Here is a 19,658-nt window from a genome sequence, read left to right as displayed (position 1 = left end):
CACCGGGAGGAATTTCAAATGACCACAATCGATTTGGGCAAGCGCGTGCTGCGTCGTCGTGACATTCTGGCCTTGATGGGCAGCGCCGCCGTGACCGGCGCGCTGGGCCTGCCGGCCTGGGCGCAGGACGCCAAGAAGGGCGGCGTGCTGAAGGTGGCTGCGCCCGCCAATCCGTCGTCGCTCGATCCGGCCACCGGCGGCGCGGGCTCCGATCACAGCATCCTGTGGACCATGTATGACACGCTTGTCGAATGGGATTACGAGACGCTCAAGCCGAAGCCGGGCATGGCGAAGTGGTCGTTCCCGGACGCGAAGACCATGGTGCTCGATATCACCACCGGCATCAAATTCCACGACGGCACACCGATGGATGCCGAGGCCGTCAAGTTCAATCTCGAACGCAACCGCACCGACCAGCGCTCCAACGTGAAGCCTGATCTCTCCAGCGTAGAAGCGGTCGAGGTGACCGGCCCTCTGCAGGTTACGCTGAAGCTGAAGAACCCGGATACCGCGCTGCCGGCCATTCTGTCGGACCGTGCCGGCATGATGGTGTCGCCGACCAATATCAAGGCGCTCGGCAATGAGACCGATCGCAAGCCGGTGGGCGCAGGTCCATGGAAGTTCGTGCGCTGGAACGACAACGAGATCATCGTCGTGGCGCGCCATGACCAATACTGGCGCCCGGGCCGACCTTATCTGGACGGTATCGAATTCAACATCATCCCGGAAAACGCCACGGCTTTGCGCTCGGTGGTCGCCGGCCAGAACGACATGGCATTCCAGTTGCCGGCGCGCCTGAAGCCGGTGATCGAGCGCGCCAAGAATCTGGAGACGGTCACGTCGCCAACCCTGTATTGCATTCAGCTATATTTGAACTATGCCCGTTCGCCGCTCGATAACATCAAAGTCCGTCAGGCGATCAATTTCGCGCTCGATCGCGATGCCTTCGTCAAGGCGGCACTGAATGGGCTGGGCGAGCCGGCACGCATGACGCTGCCGAGTTCGCACTGGGCGTTCAACAAGGATGTTGCCGGGATGTATCCGAACAATCCGGAAAAGGCGAAGCAGTTGCTCGCCGAGGCCGGCTACAAGGATGGTCTCGAATTGACCATCGGCGGCTACACCGACCAGGATTCGGTGCGGCGTGGCGAAGTGATCCAGGATCAGCTTGGCAAAGCTGGCATCCGCCTCAAATTCACCCGCGGCACCATCGCGGAAATCAGCGCGCAGTTCTTCGCTACCGAGAAGAAGTTCGATCTGCTGGTATCGGCCTGGACCGGTCGTCCGGATCCGAGCATGACCTATGCGCTCGGCTTCGACAAAGGCGCTTACTACAACGCCGGACGTACTGCAGATCCCGAGCTCTCGAAACTGATCCAAGAGAGCCGCGTCAGCGAAGACCTCGCCAAGCGCGCCGAAGTGTTCGCCAAGATCCAGAAGTTCACGGTGGAGAATGCCCTGTCGGCACCGCTCGCGTTCCAGTTCGAACTCGATGCGCTCTCAGCCAAGGTGAAGGGCTTCAAGCCCAATCTGCTCGGCAAGCCGAAATTCGAGAACATTTCGCTCGGCTAACTCTCCGACACAACAACTGGCGCCGCGATCATCGCGGCGCGCTCAACTGGTGTGATGAACGCATGTCTAATTCCGGACGTCTCCGCATTATCGGTCGTCGCCTGTTGCAGTCGATCCCGGTGGTGGTGCTGTCGACCTTCATCGTGTTCGGTCTGCTCAAGCTGGTGCCGGGCGATGTGGCGGTGACGCTTGCCGGCGATAATGCGTCTGATCAGCGGATTGCCGAAATTCGCGAACTTTACGGCTTGAACCAGCCGTTCTTCCTGCAATACGGCTCGTGGCTCTGGAAGGCGGCGCATGGCGATCTCTCCAACTCGCTGATTTCAAATGAAGCGGTGTTGACCTCAATCCAGCGCTGCTTGCCGCATACGCTGCTGATCGTTGTGCTCGCTTTGTTGACGGCCATGCTTGTCGGCATCCCCCTGGGCATTGCTGCCGCGACCAAGCCCGGCTCGTGGATCGACGGTTTCGTCATGGCTATCGCCTCACTTGGTGTCGCCGTGCCGAACTTCTGGCTGGGAATGCTGCTGGTGGCGTTCTTCTCGCTGCAGCTGAACTGGTTGCCGGCCACCGGCGCGGTGTCGCTGATGAAAGACCCTTGGGCCTCGCTCAGCCATGCCATTTTGCCAGCCGTGGCACTTGCATCGGGCGGTATTGCCGAAGTCGCGCGGCAACTGCGGTCCTCGCTGGTCGAGATCCTGTCGTCGCAGCAGGTCCGCACATTACATGCCAAGGGCCTGCCGCCGTCATCGATCCTGTGGCGGCACGGTTTGAAGAATGTCAGCGTCAATTTGCTCACCGTGGTCAGCCTGCTCGCGAACCGCATGCTGGCGGCGACCGTGGTGGTCGAGGCGGTATTCGCGATCCCCGGCATGGGCGGTCTGATCGTCAACGGCGCGATGAACCGTGATTTCCCGGTGGTGCAGGGCGTGGTGTTCACCATGGTCCTGATTGTCGTCACGCTCAATCTGCTCACGGACATTCTCTATAGCGTCCTCGATCCGAGGATCTCATCATGACCGATGCTGTGATGGCGCCCGAGCGTCGGCCGGGACGTTTCTCGAATTTCGTGCGCTGGTTCGTCAGCGATCTACGTGGCGCGTTCAGCCTGACGTTCCTCGTCGCGCTGTTCGTGATCTCGGTCCTCGGCCCGTGGATCTCGCCGTATGCGCCGGCCGCTCAGGATCTCGATGCCGCGCTGGCGACGATGTCGGCTCAGCATTGGCTTGGTGCTGACGATCTTGGTCGCGATACGCTCAGCCGCCTGATCTATGGCGGCATGGCGTCGCTCTATGCGAGTTTCCTTGCGGTCACGATCGCCGTTCTGATCGGCGTGCCGGTCGGCATCCTTGCCGGCTATCTCGGCGGTTGGGTCGATGCCGTGATCAGCCGCATCATTGACAGCTTTCTGTCATTCCCGGCCATCGTGCTGGCGATCGCTGTCACCGGCGCGCTCGGCATCGGTTTGACCAATGGCATGATCTCGGTCGGCATCGTGTTCGCGCCGCAGCTCGCGCGACTGGTGCGCGCCCGCACGCTGGTGGTGCGCAACGAACTCTATGTCGATGCCGCGCGCTGCTTCGGTGGCTCCACCAAACGCATTCTCTGGCGCCATGTGCTGCCGAATGCGATTCAGCCTGTGATCGTGCAGGTGACGCTGCTGCTCGCGGCAGCGTTGCTCGCCGAAGCGAGCCTTAGCTTCCTCGGCCTGGGCATCCAGCCGCCGGATCCAAGCTGGGGCGGGATGCTGGCGCGGGCCTATCAGAACATGGAGATCGCGCCGGAGCAGATGTATCCGCCCGGCCTCGCGATCCTGTTCACCGCACTGGCTTTTAATACGCTGGGTGAATCGCTGCGCGTTGCGCTCGATCCGACCATGAAACGCAATTGACCAAGAGATAAGAACAAGGAAGACGGTAATGGCCGCAAGCGTCCAAGACATTAAAGCCGAAACTGAATATCTCGCCAGGCTGCACGAGCTGTGGGCCAAAGCCTGGCCGAAGGGCACGCCGAACAAGCCGCAATATCTGCATGGCGAGGTGGCGCTGACTGAATATTTGCGCGCCTGGGCCAAGCGTAATCCTGAAAAACCCGCGGTGATCTTCTATGGTCACGTCACCACCTATGCCGAACTCGACGCGCAGAGTGATCGCTTCGCGGCGTTGCTGATGGAGAAGGGCGTCCGCAAGGGCGACCGTGTCGCGGTGTTCCTGCCGAACTGCCCGCAATTCCATATCGTTTTCTTCGGCATCCTCAAGCTTGGCGCGATTCACGTGCCCGTCAGTCCGTTGTCGCGCGCGTTTGAATTGTCCTACGAGCTGAACGACACCGACGCCGAGGTCATCGTGGCGCTGGATCAGCTGGCGCCGGTGGTCGATCAGGTGCGGGGTGAATCCAAGCTGCGCGAGGTAATCGTTACCAGTTTTGCAGATGTGCTTCCGGCCAAGCCGACCATTCCCGTTCCTGACTCGATCAGCGCGCCGCGTATTGCTGTCCCCGGTGCGACCGATCTGTTGCCGGCGCTGGCTGCGCTGCCGGCGCCAAGGCCGCTGCCGCCGGCCGGGCTCGATGATATCGCCGCGCTGAACTACACGGGTGGTACGACCGGCATGCCGAAGGGTTGCGTGCACACCCAGCGCGATATGGTCTATACGGCCGCCGCCAATCACGGCATCTCCGTCGTTGCCAATGAGGACAGCGTTTTTCTGTCGTTCTTTCCGGAGTTCTGGATTGCCGGCGAGAATTTCGGCCTGATCTTCCCGATGTTTACGGGCGCAACGCTGGTCCTGCTGGCGCGCTGGGATGCGATCGGCGCACTGTCGGCAATCGATCACTACAAGGTCAATGTCACCGCGATGCCGGTGGATGGCGCCGTCGAGCTGATGGATCACCCGCGCTTCAAGGAATTCGACCTCTCGTCACTTAACCAGGTGCGCGTCGTATCCTTCGTGAAGAAGCTCAATCCGGTCTATCGCAAGCGCTGGAAGGATCTCACCGGAACGATCCTGACCGAAGCGTCGTGGGGCATGACCGAGACCCATACATCCAACACCCTCACGGCCGGTTTTCAGGATAATGATTTCGATCTGCTGTCGCAGCCGATCTTTGTTGGCCTTCCGGTGCCAGGTGCCGAGTTCAAGATCACCGATTTCGAAACCGGTGAACTGGTGCCGCTGGGCGGTGAGGGCGAGATCCGTGTCCGCACACCATCGCTGCTGAAGAGCTACTGGAATAAGCCGGAAGCGACCGCAGAGTCGTTGATCGATGGCTGGCTGCGCACTGGCGATATCGGTACCATCGATACCGACGGCTTCCTGCACTTCCTCGGCCGCCGCAAGGAAATGCTGAAGGTCAAGGGCATGAGTGTATTTCCGCCGGAAATCGAGGCGCTGCTCGGCCAGCATCCAAAGGTCCTCGGATCGGGTGTGGTTGGTCGCGACGATGCCAGCAAGGGACAAGTGCCTGTTGCCTTCATCCAGCTCAAGCCGGAAGAGATCGGTACCATTACGCCTGCTGAGCTGCAGGCGTGGTGTGCCGAACGGATGGCCGTTTACAAGGTACCGGAGGTTCGCATCATCGACGCACTGCCGATGACTGCCACTGGCAAGGTGAAGAAGCAGGAACTCGACGCCAACGCGCCGCAGTGAATCGAAACGTTACATGGCCCCAGGTGCGGATGATGCCACCCCGGATCGCGTCTATTGTTCACGGAGAATTTGATGCCCTTTCGCAAATTGCTGATTGCCAATCGCGGCGAGATCGCCATTCGTATCGCGCGCGCCGCGGCGGATGCAGGTCTTGCCACCGTCGCGATGTATCCGGCCGATGACGCGCTGTCGCTGCATGTACGGATCGCCGACGAGTCCATGGAAATCCCCGGCCGTGGTGCGCGTGCTTATCTCGATATCGAAGGTGTGATTGGTGCCGCCAAAGCCACCGGCTGCGATGCGCTGCATCCGGGCTACGGCTTTCTCAGCGAGAATGCCGATCTGGCCCGCCGCTGCGCAGAGGAGGGCATTACCTTTGTCGGCCCGTCACCCGCGGCATTGCAGCTGTTCGGCGACAAGGTCGCGGCCAAGCAACTCGCCAAGCGCTGTGGCGTACCGATCATCGCGGGCACCACGGGCCCCTCGACGCTTGACGAGGTAAGAGCGTTCTTCACATCGCTCGGTAGCAATGCTGCCGTGATGATCAAGGCCATGGCTGGCGGCGGCGGCCGCGGCATGCGCGTTGTCGAGCGCGCGGAGGATCTCGACGATGCTTATGCGCGATGCCAGTCGGAAGCCAAGGCGGCCTTCGGCAGCGACGGCGTCTATGTCGAGCGTCTCATTCGCAATGCCCGCCATATCGAAGTGCAGATCATCGGCGATCGTCACGGCGATATCAGCCAGCTCTGGGAGCGTGAATGCACGATCCAGCGCCGCAACCAGAAGCTGGTCGAAGTTGCGCCGAGCCCGTCGCTGTCACACAAATTGCGCAGCCGTATCGTCGAAGCCGCCAGAAATCTCGCGGCGGAGGCGAAGTATGACAGCCTCGGCACCTTCGAATTCCTGGTCGATGGCGAGGCTGGCGAGGGCGATGGCGCCTTCGCCTTTATCGAGGCCAATCCGCGACTGCAGGTCGAGCACACCGTGACAGAGGAAGTGCTATCGGTCGATCTGGTGCGCTCGCAGCTTGCGGTCGCCGGCGGTGCGACATTGGCATCGCTCGGTCTCGATCAGGCCTCGGTGCCGAGCCCGCGCGGTTTCGCCATGCAGCTCCGCATCAATATGGAAACTATGGACGCGTCGGGAGCGACCAAGCCGACCGGCGGCACGCTGGCGGTTTTCGAGCCGCCATCGGGGCCGGGTGTGCGCGTCGATACGTTCGGTTATGCCGGCTACAGGACCAGCGCGGCTTTTGACTCGTTGCTGGCCAAAGTCATCGTCCATACGCCGATGAAATGGCCGGACGTCATCGCAAAGGGCACGCGAGCGCTGCGCGAATTTCGCATCGAAGGTGTCGCCACCAATATTCCGTTCATGCAGGCGATCCTCGCCAATGCCGATTTCCAGGCCAATCGAATCAGCACCAGTTTCATTGATCGCAATGTTGCCGAGCTGGTCGGCGCTGCGCAGAACCCCGGAAAGCCGCTGTTCGACACGCTCGGTCAGTCTGCGCAGTCGGCGACATCCGCCGGCATGGCGACACCAGTGCCGGAAGGATCGGTACCGGTCGCGGCGCCGCTGCAGGGTACCGTTGTGGCGATCCCGGTGGCCGAGGGCGATATCGTGCGTCCCGGCCAGCAGCTCGCCATCATCGAATCGATGAAGATGGAGCATCTGGTGACGGCGGAGCAGGGCGGCCGCGTCACTCGCATTGCGGCGGCTGACGGCGTCACGCTGATGCAGGGCGAACCCATTCTTTATATCGAGCCGCAAGACGTCGCTGGCGACGCAGCGGCGGAAGAAGCGGATGTTGATCTAGATCACATTCGTCCCGACCTTGCCGAACTGATCGCCCGTCAGGGCAATACGCTCGATGAAAGCCGACCATCCTCGGTCGAGCGCCGCCGCAAGACCAATCAGCGCACTGCGCGTGAGAACATCGCGCAGCTCGTCGATGACGGCTCCTTCATGGAATATGGCAGCCTCGCCATTGCCGGTCAGCGGCGGCGCCGCGCGCTCGACGATCTCATCAAGAACACGCCGGCCGATGGCCTTGTCGCCGGCACAGCCACGGTCAATGCTGCGAAATTCGGCGATCACGAAGCGCGCTGTATGGTGATCTCCTATGACTATACGGTGCTGGCCGGCACCCAGGGCCATATGAACCACAAGAAGATCGACCGCATGCTGTCGCTGGTCGAGCAGTGGAAAATGCCGCTGGTGTTCTATGCCGAAGGTGGCGGCGGTCGTCCCGGCGATACCGACCGGCTCGGCATGACCGGCTTGGACGGTCCGTCCTTCGTGCAATTCGCCAAGCTGTCCGGGCTGGTTCCCGTCGTCGGTGTCGTGTCCGGCTATTGCTTCGCCGGCAATGCCGCGATGCTCGGCTGCTGCGATGTCATCATCGCCACCAAGAATGCTTCGATCGGCATGGGTGGTCCGGCAATGATCGAAGGCGGCGGCCTTGGCGTCTATCATCCCGCCGAAGTCGGACCGGTATCGTTCCAGTCGCCGAATGGCGTCGTCGATATCCTCGTCGAGGACGAAGAGGAAGCGACGACGGCCGCGCAAAAATATCTGTCCTATTTCCAGGGTGCCGTCACCGACTGGCGTGCGCCCGATCAGCGGCTACTGCGCCGCGCGATTCCGGAGAACCGGCTACGCGTCTATGACATCCGTACCGTGATAGATCTGATTGCCGACGAGGACTCTGTATTGGAAATCCGCCGTGATTTCGGCGTCGGCATGATCACGGCCTTCATCCGCATCGAGGGTAAGCCGTTCGGCCTCATCGCCAATAACCCGAAGCATCTCGGCGGCGCCATCGATGCAGCGGCTGGCGACAAGGCAGCGCGATTCCTGCAGCTCTGTGACGCGTTCGACATTCCGATCGTATCGCTGTGCGACACGCCGGGCTTTATGGTCGGGCCGGAAGCCGAGAAGACCGCGATCGTGCGCCATGTCGCACGCATGTTTGTAACCGGTGCCAGCATCACCGTGCCGCTCTTCGGCATCGTGCTGCGCAAGGGCTATGGGCTCGGCGCGCAGTCGATGATCGGTGGCGGCTTTCACGCCTCGTTCTTCACGGCGGCATGGCCGACCGGCGAATTCGGCGGCATGGGGCTGGAAGGCTATGTCCGGCTCGGCTTCCGAAAAGAGATGGAGGCGATTGCCGACCCGGTCGAGCGCGAGACCTATTACAAGAACAAGGTCGCTGAGCTCTATGCCAACGGCAAGGCAACCTCGATCGCCTCGGTGTTCGAGATCGACAACGTCATCGACCCCGCCGAGACGCGGCGCTGGGTGATGGCCGGCTTGCGATCGGTGCCAAAACCGCCGCAGCGCGAGGGCCGCAAGCGTCCCTGCGTTGACACCTGGTAGCCACAACTCCGGCGCAAGCGTCGATAGACCGCATTTTCCGAGGAAACGTCAATGACATCAGCCGCTTTCGACACTTTGATCGAAGATAGCGAAAATACGCTCGTCGGCCCATGGCGCCAGCCGCGTCAGATGCTGCATGCGCAAACCTACGACTCGCATGCGTCGATCCATGACGACGCCACCGCGCAGAAGCTCGGCTTCAAGGGGGGCACCATCGAAGGTCCGACCCATTTCAGCCAGTTCGCACCGCTCTGCGAGCGGCTGTGGGGCAAAGCATGGTTCGAGTCCGGCTGTATCTCGGCGCACTACCGCGCCGCCGCTTTCGAGGGCGAACAGGTGCAGGCCATCGTGGAGAAGCCGACCCACGGCGGCAACTACGCCACAATCCGAATGATGAAGCGCGATGGCACCGAAGTGCTGCGTGGCAGCGCGTCGATCGGCACTGATGCGCCGGCCTCCGCGCTGGATATCCGGCTCACCGAGCTGAAGCCCTTGAGCGATGCGGTCATCCTGCGCGACATCAAACTCGGCATGACCACTGCATCGCAGACGGTTCGGATGGATTTCGATCAGAACATGGGCGAGCTCTATCCATTCTCGCTGGAGCAGAAGCTCAAGGTCATCACCGAACCATCACCCTATTACGCGCCCGATAGCGCGAGCACGTCGCCGTGGGGGCGCGCGATCATTCCGGTGGAGATGCTCAGCGTGTTGTTTCAGCACGGTAGCAAGAAGGATCGTCTGCCGGTGAGGGGGCCGGCTGTCGGGCTGTTCGCCGATCAGGAAATACGGCTGCTGCGCGGGCCATTGTTCGTCGGCGAGGACTATCGGATCGAACGCAAGGTCGTCGCCATGTCCGGCAGCAAGCGCACCGAAAGCCTGTGGGTCCGCACCGAAGTATTCGATCGTTCCGACGCACTGGCGGCCACCATGCTGCTCAATCTGGCCACGCTCAAGGAGTCCTATGCACCATATGAGCGCGAATACGCAGCGCTCAAGTAAGCTCGACCGTATACAGGGGATCGAAGGCTACCCCAACATCTGCGTATCACCGCAAATGGAGATCGCCTGCCCGGAGATTGTGCGTCCGCGCGGGCTGGCCAGAAACAGGATCTGGTCGGCGATCTGCTCCGGCGTGACATAGTCCTTGATCGACGTATAGGAGAATGCGATTTTCTCCATTTCGCCAAAGGAAATGCCGCGCTGCTGCGCCTTGGCTTCCAGCACGCGGCGCTGGCGATCTCCGGCGACGAGGCCGGGCAGGATCGCGTTGACGCGGATGTTGTCAGGGCCGAGTTCGATGGAGAGCGATTTCGTGAAGCCGATGACGCCCCATTTTGCTGCGGCATAGGGCGAGCGCATCGCGAAGCCCACGCGGCCAGCTGCCGAAGATAGATTGACGATGGAGCTGTTTGTGCTCTGTCGCAACAATGGAACGGCCAGACGCGTGCAGTTGAACTGTCCGGTCAAGCAGATGTTCAGGCAGCGATCCCAATCATCGGGATGCATTTCCTCGACCTTGGCGGTCGGGCCTGCGACGCCGGCATTGTTGACGAGGACATCGAGGCCGCCGAGTTTAGCTGTTGCCTCATCGAACAGCCGTTGAACTGACGCACGATCAGCAACGTCGCAATGTGTCTGTGTGATTGCGGGATCACTCGCTGTGAGAGCGGCAAGAGCTGCCTGATCCACATCGCAGACATGAACCTTTGCGCCTTCACCGGCAAAGGCGCGGGCGATAGCTAGGCCGATTCCATTGGCGCCGGCGGTAACGATAACGCGCAAACCGTTGATACCGAGATCCATGATGGCTCCAGAAATTGTGTGAGAACTAGGTGGGGAGGTTGCCACGCGACAGGATGAAATTGGCGGCACTGGTGATGTCTGCGGCGATCCCCGCTTTGGCACCTTCGGCGTCGCCGATCTCGATCGCCTTGCGAACGTCCGCATGGAACCGGATGGCTTCACCCTTGGCGAGGCGCTTGGGATTGCCGCGCAGGTCGAGATTGATGACGGGGCCAGCCTTGAGCCAGAGCGCGCGGATGATCTCGACCAGGATCGGCGATTGCGCAGCCTCGTAGACGGCGAAATGAAAGGTCTTGTTGAGTTCGACGGCGCGCGGCAAATCCGGCGCCTTCACTTCGCTTTCCGCGCGCATCGCGGCTTCCGCACTGGCAATGGATTCGAGATTGCCGTCACCCCGCAGGCGCGCGGCCTCGGCAGCCGCATGGCCTTCGATGGCGATGCGAACCTTGGTGAGGTCGCGGAATTGGGTCGCCGACATCACGGGAACCCGCACCGCGCGGTTGGCCGCGACTTCCAGCGCCTTGTCGGCGACGAGGCGCGATACCGCCTCGCGCACCGGCATGATGGAGACGCCGAGCACCTCGGCCGCCATGCGCAGCGACAGCTTTTCCCCCGGTGCAAGTCTGCCCGAGATGAGCAGATCCGCCAGTTGCGCGTAAGCGCGCTCCCCCAGCGTCTGCCGGTCGAGTGGCTCCACGAGGGTCAGTGCATTCGGCAAGTTCAACGCGGTCTCCGGGCACGGTTTGTGAAATTGCGGGAGAGGGACTCGACAAAGCCCCTGTCTTTTGCAACTCTAACTGTGATCACAGATCACGGCAAGCGAACAAAGCCCTCTCGGTAGAAGAGCGCAGCGCGGGCCGGAGGGGAAACAGCCGCGCCGCGCGGCCGTATCAGGGAGACGAATCTGATGTCGAACACCAATCAATTCACGCGTCGCAATCTGCTGAAGACAGCCGGCGGTCTCGCGCTTGCGTCTGGCCTGTCTGCGCCATCGATCCTGAGTGCTCAGTCGTCCGAAGTCATCCGCATCGGTCATCTCACGCCGCGCACGGGGTTTCTTGGACCACTTGGCGAATATGGCGTGATGGCGATCGATCTCGCGGTTGAAGAGATCAATGCCGCCGGAGGTCTGATGGGCCGCAAAATCGAGCTGCTCAAGGAAGATTCAATCAATCCGCAGACCGCATCGACCAAGGCCGAGCGCATGATCGAGCGCGACAAGGTCGCCTGTATCATTGGCGAGATTTCATCGGCGTCGTGTCTGACCATCGCGCAGGTCGCCACGCGCAACAAGACGCTGTTCATCAACACCGGCGGTAATTCCGACGCGTTGCGCGGCAAGGACTGCCAGCGCTACATGTTCCATGTCGAGTCGCAGAACTCGATGTATGTGAAAACTGTCGGCCGTTCGTTCCTGCGCGATGGCTTGGTGAAGGGCAAGAAGTGGTACTCTCTCACGGCGGACTACGCCTTCGGTCATGACCTGCTGAGCGTCTCGAAGCGCTTCATGCAGGCCAATGGCGGCAATTTCGCTGGCGACGATCTGGTGCCTACCGACGCCACGGATTTTTCGGCCTATCTGCTCAAGATTCGGGAAGCCAAGCCGGATCTCGTGGTGATCAATCTTGCAGGCAATCAGATCACCAACTTCCTCAAGCAATATGCCGAATTCGGCCTGACCTTTCCGGTCGGCGGTTTCGGCTTCGATACGGCACTCGCCTGGGCGGCCGGCAAGGGCAACTTCGTCGGCACCTGGCCCGTGGTCTGGCATCATCTCCTCGATACGCCCGGCAGCAAGGCTTTCGTCGCAGCCTTTACCAAGAAGTACAACAAGCCGCCGGAAAACCAGGCCTGGGGCGACTACATTGCCACCAAGATTGTGGCGCAGAGCATCAAGGAGCTGAAATCGACGGAATCGCCGAAGATCATCGAATATTTCGAGAAGGGCGCGAAGTTCGATCTACTCAAGACACGTCAAGGCTATTTCCGCGCGGCCGATCATCAGTTGATGCACGAAATGTACGCCGTCACGGCACTCCCTCCGGACAAGATCAAGAACCAGTGGGACATTTTCTCATCGAGCCCGGCCGTCCCGGGACCAGATGAACCGCTCGAAGTGATCGCGTCCACCGCGGAAGAGAACGTCTGCAAGTTCCCGAGCTAGCAAGTTGTCGGCGTTTCGCCTTTGAGCGAAGCGCCGACATCTACTCGTGACGTTGCTTCGGTCCCGTCCTTCCGACCCCTGTCAGATGCGCATCAGCGCACGGCCGCGGAGCCCATCCCATGTCCGCCATGTTGCTCACCCAGCAGATCCTCAACGGACTGCTCGACGGTGTCTATTACCTTCTGATTGCGCTCGGTCTGTCGTTGATCTTCTCGCTCGGCGGTATCGTGAATCTCGCGCATGGCGCGTTCTATGCGATCGGCGCCTATCTGACGCTGGTGATTTCGCCATATCTTGGCTTCGGCGGCGCCTTTGTCGTGGCACCCGTTGTCGTCGCGCTGTTCGGCGTCGTCATCGAGCGGACGCTGTTCCGGCGGTTCTATCGATCCGATCCGATCCTGTCGCTGCTGCTCACCTTCGGGCTCGCGATGGTGGCCGAGCAGGCGTTGCGTATGATCTTTGGCGCACCGCCACTATCCTATTCGATCCCGCCGGCGCTGCGTGGCCAGGTGGCAATCGGCAGCTTCATCTATTCATTCTACCGCGTGGTCCTGCTCGGTATCGCTGTGACCTGTGTGCTCGGCCTCTGGGTACTGCTGCAGAAGACCTCGTTCGGCCGTGTCGTGCGTGCCGGTGTGCAGAATCCGGACATGGTCGGCGCGCTGGGTATCTCGCTGCAACCATATATGTCCGTCGTGGCAGCTCTGGGCATAGGTCTAGCGGGTCTGGCGGGCGTACTGCTCGCACCGATCTATTCGATTCATCCGGCAATGGGCCAGGAGATCATCACCCCGGCGTTCGTCGTAGTGGTGATCGGCGGCCTCGGCTCGTTCTGGGGCGTCGTGCTCGCCGCGCTGCTTGTCGGATTGGTCAAAGGGGTGATGGTCGGCGTCGGTTATTCGGCGGCTTCCACGGCGGCGATCTATCTTCTGATGCTTTTGGTGTTGCTGTTCCGGCCGCGCGGCCTGTTCGGCGAACGCATCATGCGGTTCGAGTGAGGCGATACCAATGTTGAATCGTCTCCCTATTCCTTTGCTGATCGCGGGCGTCGGCCTGCTCATCCTGCCCCCGATCCTGTTGGCGCTCGGACTCACCATGACGTCGGCGACGGAAATCGTCGTCTTCGCGCTGGCCTGCATGGCATTAAACATTCTGGTCGGACATACCGGGTTGGTCTCGTTCGGCCATGGGGCCTGGTTCGGCCTTGCTGCCTATGCCGCAGCCCTGATCCAGCGCAACTGGCTGCCGAACTCATTCGTCGGTCCAACGCTGCTGGCGCTGGTCGTCGTGGCCATCACAGCGGCGGCTTTCGGTTATCTGATCCTGCGACGTCGCGGCGTGTATTTCTCGCTGCTCACGCTGGCATTGGCGGCGATGCTCTACAGCGTATCGTTTCGCTGGACCGACGTGACCGGTGGCGAGAACGGCCTCGGCGGAATCACGCGGCCTGCACTGCTCGGCTTCGACCTCGATGCCGCGGCGACCTATTACTGGTTCGTGGCAATCGTAGCGTTTGCGGTGCTGTGCCTGCTCTGGCGCTTTCATAATTCGACGGTTGGTTCGGTGCTGGTCGCGATCCGCGAGAACGAACAGCGCGCGCGTTTTCTCGGATATCCCACCAATCGCTACAAGCTCACCGCTTTCGTATTGTCAGCCACCATCACCGGGCTTGCTGGCGTGCTGCTGCTGTACAAGAATCGCATGACTTCAGCTGATCCAATCTCGGTGGCATTCTCTGGTGAATTGCTGGCGATGGTCGTGATCGGTGGCATGCGCAGCTTTCTCGGGCCTGCGCTCGGCGCGTTGTTCTTCATTCTGTTTCGTGAATTCCTCGGCATCTATTCCGAGAACTGGCTGTTCTGGTTCGGTCTTGTCTTTGTCGGCTTCATCATTTTCTCGCCGACCGGCCTGATCGGCATGGGCGAGCGGTTGATCGCGCCGTTTCGTAAAAAGGTGGAAGAAGATGCGGCCATGTCGGCGCGGCGCATTGAAGTGTTGCCATTGCCGGAATTCCTGAAGCCGAAATCGTCCGTCGACGGGGCTGTGCTTGCGGCCAGTCACATCGTGAAGAGCTTCGGTGGCATCAAGGCTGTGCAAGGCGTCGACATTGCAATCGCCGATCGCACGCTACATGCGCTGATCGGCCCGAATGGTGCCGGCAAGACCACGGCGTTCAATCTTCTGTCGGGCATGTACAGGCCGGATCAGGGTAGTGTGTCGCTGATGGGCAGGCCCATTGCCGGCCATACGCCGGAAGATATCGCAAGTGCAGGCATCGGGCGCTCGTTCCAGATCACCAATCTGTTTCCAGCTTTGAGCGTCGGCGAGAATATCCGCCTCGCTGTGCAGGCGCGGCATCCTCGACGCTTCGACCCCATCACCAATGCGCTGTCGATTGATCCGATCAACCACGAGACCGACGCGGTGATCCGCTATCTCGGCCTCGCGGGGATCGAGAAGGCGGAAGCGGGCATGCTGTCTTACGGCGGGCAGCGGTTGCTCGACATGGGCGTGGCGCTTGCGACCGCGCCGCGCATCCTGCTGCTCGACGAACCGCTCGCAGGCCTCGCTGCTGCCGAACGCGAACGCATCGGCGCGATCATCAAACGCATTTCGGCGGATCTGCCGGTGTTGCTGGTCGAGCATGATATCGACCGGGTGTTCCAGTTGGCAGACCACGTCACCGTCATGAATGAAGGGCGAGTGCTGCTGGATGGCTCGGTCGAGGATGCGCGGTCCAGTGCGCGGGTGCAGGAAGTCTATATCGGGTCGGGCACGACGGCCGTTGCTTCGCGCCCACGCGAGACTTCGGCGGGCGCAAAGCCGCTGTTGACGGTGAAGAATGTCGATACGTTCTATGGCAAGAGCCATATTCTGAACGACGTTAATTTCACCCTGCATGAAAACGAGATCATCGCGCTGCTCGGTCGCAATGGTGCCGGCAAGTCGACATTACTCAAGTCGTTGATCGGCATAGCGCCGGCATCGAACGGCTCGATCGAGCTCGCTGGGAACGAGCTGGTTGGCCTGTCGTCTGCGGAGGTTGCACGGCTCGGCATCGGCTATGTGCCGCAGGGGCGCGCGCTGTTTGCCGGCATGAGTGTCGAGCAAAACCTCGAGCTCGGTGGTCTCAAGCGGCAGACCGGCAATGGCGTGCACTGGACGCGCGAGCGCATCTACGAATATTTCCCGAGGATTCGTGAACGTCTCGACAGCCCCGCCGATTATCTCTCAGGCGGCGAACAGCAGATGGTAGCTGTCGCGCGTGCGTTGTCCGGCGATGTGCGCGTGCTGCTGCTGGATGAGCCATTCGAGGGATTGGCGCCGGCGGTGGTGGAACAGTTGTTCGAAACCTTCGATCGGCTCCGCAAGGAAATTGCCATCATCATTGTCGACCATAATCTCGATCTGGCATTGGCTCTCTCCGATTCGACGGTGGCGCTGGAGCGGGGCAAAGTCATTCATCAGGGGCCATCCAGGGCTCTGCGCGACGATCTCGATCTGCGCCGCAAGGTGTTGTGGCTGTGAGGACATAGATGACAGAGAATAATCGACATGTAGCGATCGTTGGCGTGGGTCTGATCGGACGCGCTTGGGCAGCGATCTTCGCGCGTGCGGGGTGGACGGTGCGGTTGACCGATCCGCATGGCCCGACACTGGAAGCAGCGCCCCAGCTCATTCGCGATGAGCTGCATGCGCTCGCTAGCCATGGCCTCGCCAATGATCCCGACGCCGCCGCTGCACGAATCTCGGTCGCGGCGAGTCTGGCCGATGCGGTGAGGGACGTTACCTTCGTGCAGGAGAACGGCCCGGAGAATGTCGATCAGAAGATTGCCATCTTCGCCGAGCTGGATCGTCTGGCGCCTCCGGATGCGCTGCTCGCCTCATCCACCTCGGCCATCGTGGCTTCGCGCTTTACGGAAATGCTTCCGGGGCGCGCGCGGTGTCTTGTCGGCCATCCCGTCAATCCACCGCATCTGGTGCCGCTGGTGGAACTATGCGGCGCGCCATGGACCGCGCAGCAGACTGTGGATCGCGCGCGTGAGGTCTATCGCGAGATCGGACAGGTGCCCGTGACGGTCAATCGTGAAATCAATGGCTTCATTCTCAATCGTCTGCAGGGCGCTTTGCTCGCAGAGGCGTTTCGTCTGGTTGGCGAAGGCTACGTGTCCGCAGAAGATCTCGATCACACTGTGAAAGACGGTCTGGGTCTGCGGTGGTCGTTTCTGGGCCCGCTGGAAACCATCGAGCTCAATGCGCCAGGCGGCATTCCCGATTATTGCGCGCGCTACAAGGGCTTTTATAAGGAGCTGGCTGCTGCTGCGGCAGGGCCAGAGGTCTACCAAAGCCCCAATGTCGATCGGGTGATTGCGGCCTGGCCGCATCAGCCGTCGCCCGAACGGATCGCCGCATTGACGCAGCATCGCAACGAACGCCTTGCAGCGCTGGCGGCCCACAAGGCCGCGCAGGGCCGCAAATCCTGAACCGCAATCTCTCAACAGCAAGACGGAGACTGACATGAGCCGCAAAGTCATCATCACCTGTGCAGTGACGGGTGCCATTCATACGCCCTCGATGTCCAAGGCATTGCCGGTAACGCCGCAGGAAATCGCCGACGCCGCCGTCGATGCGGCGGAAGCGGGTGCCGCCATCGTGCATTTGCATGCGCGCAATCCCAAAACTGGCCAGCCCGATCAGAGCCCGGAGGCCTTCGCGCCGTTCCTGAAGATCATCAAGCAGCGCACGAATGCCGTTATTAACCTGACCACGGGTGGCGCGCCGACCATGACGGTGGACGAGCGTGTGCGTCCTGCCGCGGTTTACAAGCCGGAAGTCGCGTCGCTGAACATGGGCTCGATGAATTTCGGTTTCTTCGGCATGCTGAACCGCTTCAAGAAGTTCGATCACGACTGGGAATTGAAGCACCTGCAGAACAAGGACATCGTATTCCGTAACACGTTCCAGGACATCGAATATGTGCTGAAGACGCTGGCGGAGACCGGCACGCGCTTCGAGTTCGAATGCTACGACACCGCGCATCTCTACAACCTGGCCTATTTCCTGGAACAGGGTCTGGTGAAGCCGCCATTGTTCATCCAGACGGTGTTCGGTCTGCAGGGCGGCACAGGTGCGCATCCCGAAGATGTGCTCCACATGAAGCGCACAGCAGATCGGCTGTTCGGCGACAAGTATGTCTGGTCGGTGCTCGGCGCCGGGCGCAATCAGCTGCCGATCGCAGCGATGGCTGCGGCCATGGGCGGCAACATCCGTGTCGGTCTGGAAGACTCACTGTGGGCGGCGCCCGGCCGCATGGCGTCGTCGAATGCCGAGCAGGTCACCCTCGCGCGCAAGATTGTCGAAGGCCTTGGCCTCGAAATCGCGACCCCGGATGAAGCGCGCGAGATCCTTGATCTGAAGGGTGGGGACAAGCTGGAGGTTTGAGCTATCCTTGGAGGAGGCAGGCAGTGCAGGAGATGTCCGCCTCCTCCGCTTTAGGGAACCTCGTGGGTGAGTGCCCGCTTCTGACACAAAGTCGACGTGATGGGCTACCGGTGTCGGTGCAAGTCCGAAATTCGGGCATCTTTCTTTTGCCGAGGTCCGAGTAGCTCCTGCCAAGACCGCGCCGGAGCGAACGACATGCAATCAGAAGAATGGTGAATTTGATGGCTTGCTCGTTGCTCTCAACTTGAACCACGGTGCGCCACGTGGGCGGCTATGATGCTTTGCTTATACTTTAGCGGGGACTGGAGTCGCCTCATCGGACAGGCTTTTCACAACGACCAGTCGTTTGATATCACCTCTGACGAACGCTTGCAGAAATGCGTCATAATCCTTGAACGACACGCAACCGTTCGAATCTCCGTTTGGCCCCATCAGATAACTATGCGTTAGCAGCCCAGAGCGGCCAAACAATTCGCCGTTTCCAACCGGCCTCATTCGTATCGCCTGGACGCCGTGAAAGCGCTTCTCGCGCAGTTTCAGTTCATACACATTTGGTGGGGTCGGGCCGCGGTCTTTGACCGCAACATAGCGAGGGTCGTCCATGAATTCGCCGAGACCGGAATGCGCTTCCAGTCGCGTCCCGTCAGGCATATAGACCGTCTTCGCGCTGATGTCGTAGACGGCGGTGTGTTTGTCGAAGACACCCGGCTGAAGAGCTTTGCCGTCACCAGACACACCTCCGTCAGGCGCAACGGAAGCTAGCTGTGGCCCCGATGGTTGCAAGAATGCGAGCACCTTTTGAAGCGCTGTCTTGATGGTATCGTCGGTCGAGGCCGATGGTTGATCACCAGAGGGGGCAGACAAGGCATTCTGGCCGAATTGAGCTTCGATCGGGCGCGCTTTCGGCATGGGAACGGCAGCAACCGTTGGATTGGGCTCCGCAGTTTGATCAGCAGAGGCAATCTTTGATTGTTGAGCGATGAGACCGGTGGCTAGTGAGGTTTTCGCCCGATCGACCTGGACGCCGGTGGCATACGGCCGCAATGCAAAATTGCCTAGCTCTGCGAACCGATGAGCAAATGGCGCGGCGGTATGGTCAGCAGAACGCAACGTCGAGCGGCCAGTCAATTCCGAATTGCTGAAGCCGTCGTCAAAAAAAACGCGGAGCACAAGGCTCGCGCCGATCAGGGCGACGGTGGCAGCGCAGAAGATGACGGTTCGTGCTAACAGCCTGGTCCCGGGCATAACCCACCGATACGCCAACCACGCGGCGAATTCCATCATATGATTGAGCTCAAAGCCAGTGGGGCTTAAAATCATACCACTGTGGCTGAGCGTAATTGGTCGAGCGCAAAACTGCCGGTTGGATGCTGGAAGTTCCTCTTAAGATTTCGATCTTAAGCAGCGTGATGTTCAATACCGCACCCGACAGTTGCTTGACCGTACCCGTTTCAGCGGCGGTGCGCCCCTTCGAAGTTCCAGTCAGTTACTACGAGTGTCAGTTACAGCGCGCTATCGATGCGCGAAATGCATGCTTTACGGGTCGTGAATTTGGCTTTCCTCAACCAAATCTCTCCGTATGATTCTGTTCACCATCCGCTTTAGGGAAGGATGGAGCCGCATGAGGGATATTGCGCCATGTTCGA

General features: G+C 60.7%; 14 protein-coding genes. 11 read left to right on the top strand and 3 right to left on the bottom strand.

Annotation, left to right across the window (positions count from 1 at the left end; translation table 11 throughout):
- Nucleotides 1-18: 18 nt before the first annotated feature.
- The 6 genes from CIW50_RS13370 (at nucleotide 19) to CIW50_RS13345 (ending at nucleotide 9,602) form a co-directional block, all read left to right on the top strand.
- Nucleotides 19-1,572, top strand: coding sequence for an ABC transporter substrate-binding protein (locus tag CIW50_RS13370; RefSeq protein WP_149531743.1), 1,554 nt, complete (start codon nucleotides 19-21; stop codon nucleotides 1,570-1,572).
- A gap of 62 nt (nucleotides 1,573-1,634) precedes the next feature.
- Entirely contained in the window at nucleotides 1,635-2,591 is a 957-nt protein-coding gene (locus CIW50_RS13365) for an ABC transporter permease (RefSeq protein ID WP_116662736.1), read from the top strand.
- Nucleotides 2,588-3,463, top strand: a complete 876-nt coding sequence (locus tag CIW50_RS13360) for an ABC transporter permease (protein ID WP_149531742.1) — start codon at nucleotides 2,588-2,590, stop codon at nucleotides 3,461-3,463. Before CIW50_RS13365 ends, CIW50_RS13360 begins: the two co-directional genes overlap by 4 nt.
- A gap of 28 nt (nucleotides 3,464-3,491) precedes the next feature.
- On the top strand, nucleotides 3,492-5,219 hold the full coding sequence (locus CIW50_RS13355; protein WP_149531741.1) for an AMP-binding protein: 1,728 nt from the start codon (nucleotides 3,492-3,494) through the stop codon (nucleotides 5,217-5,219).
- Nucleotides 5,220-5,291: 72 nt separating this feature from the next.
- A complete protein-coding gene (locus CIW50_RS13350; RefSeq protein WP_149531740.1) occupies nucleotides 5,292-8,600 on the top strand; it encodes a carboxyl transferase domain-containing protein in 3,309 nt (1,102 codons plus the stop codon).
- A 51-nt stretch (nucleotides 8,601-8,651) separates the two neighbouring features.
- Nucleotides 8,652-9,602 carry a hotdog family protein gene (locus tag CIW50_RS13345; RefSeq protein ID WP_149531739.1) on the top strand — a complete coding sequence of 317 codons (951 nt, stop codon included), beginning with the start codon at nucleotides 8,652-8,654 and terminating at the stop codon, nucleotides 9,600-9,602.
- Between the two features lie 27 nt (nucleotides 9,603-9,629).
- On the opposite strand, the gene CIW50_RS13340 is transcribed toward CIW50_RS13345, so the two are convergent.
- The gene (locus CIW50_RS13340; protein ID WP_246664264.1) at nucleotides 9,630-10,406 is read right to left on the bottom strand and encodes an SDR family oxidoreductase; all 777 of its coding nucleotides are present in this window, start codon (nucleotides 10,404-10,406) and stop codon (nucleotides 9,630-9,632) included.
- Between the two features lie 25 nt (nucleotides 10,407-10,431).
- The gene (locus CIW50_RS13335; protein WP_149531737.1) at nucleotides 10,432-11,130 is read right to left on the bottom strand and encodes a GntR family transcriptional regulator; all 699 of its coding nucleotides are present in this window, start codon (nucleotides 11,128-11,130) and stop codon (nucleotides 10,432-10,434) included.
- A 183-nt stretch (nucleotides 11,131-11,313) separates the two neighbouring features.
- Between CIW50_RS13335 and CIW50_RS13330 the strand changes: the two genes are divergently transcribed.
- The 5 genes from CIW50_RS13330 (at nucleotide 11,314) to kce (ending at nucleotide 18,012) form a co-directional block, all read left to right on the top strand.
- Nucleotides 11,314-12,570, top strand: a complete 1,257-nt coding sequence (locus CIW50_RS13330; protein ID WP_149531736.1) for an ABC transporter substrate-binding protein — start codon at nucleotides 11,314-11,316, stop codon at nucleotides 12,568-12,570.
- A 119-nt stretch (nucleotides 12,571-12,689) separates the two neighbouring features.
- Nucleotides 12,690-13,568, top strand: coding sequence for a branched-chain amino acid ABC transporter permease (locus tag CIW50_RS13325; RefSeq protein WP_149531735.1), 879 nt, complete (start codon nucleotides 12,690-12,692; stop codon nucleotides 13,566-13,568).
- 10 nt (nucleotides 13,569-13,578) lie between these two features.
- A complete protein-coding gene (locus tag CIW50_RS13320) occupies nucleotides 13,579-16,098 on the top strand; it encodes a branched-chain amino acid ABC transporter ATP-binding protein/permease (protein WP_149531734.1) in 2,520 nt (839 codons plus the stop codon).
- An 8-nt stretch (nucleotides 16,099-16,106) separates the two neighbouring features.
- On the top strand, nucleotides 16,107-17,054 hold the full coding sequence (locus CIW50_RS13315; RefSeq protein WP_149531733.1) for a 3-hydroxyacyl-CoA dehydrogenase: 948 nt from the start codon (nucleotides 16,107-16,109) through the stop codon (nucleotides 17,052-17,054).
- A 34-nt stretch (nucleotides 17,055-17,088) separates the two neighbouring features.
- Nucleotides 17,089-18,012 carry a 3,5-dioxohexanoate:acetyl-CoA acetone transferase gene (kce, locus tag CIW50_RS13310; RefSeq protein WP_116662725.1) on the top strand — a complete coding sequence of 308 codons (924 nt, stop codon included), beginning with the start codon at nucleotides 17,089-17,091 and terminating at the stop codon, nucleotides 18,010-18,012.
- Nucleotides 18,013-18,297: 285 nt separating this feature from the next.
- Here kce and CIW50_RS13305 read toward each other — a convergent pair whose 3' ends face one another.
- A complete protein-coding gene (locus CIW50_RS13305; protein WP_246664263.1) occupies nucleotides 18,298-19,296 on the bottom strand; it encodes a DUF2778 domain-containing protein in 999 nt (332 codons plus the stop codon).
- Nucleotides 19,297-19,658: the final 362 nt, after the last annotated feature.

The sequence above is a fragment of the Tardiphaga sp. P9-11 genome, assembly GCF_008329525.1.
Classification (GTDB): domain Bacteria; phylum Pseudomonadota; class Alphaproteobacteria; order Rhizobiales; family Xanthobacteraceae; genus Tardiphaga.
The sequence above is the reverse complement of the archived record's forward strand: the minus strand, read 5'-3'. Positions and strand labels throughout refer to the sequence as shown.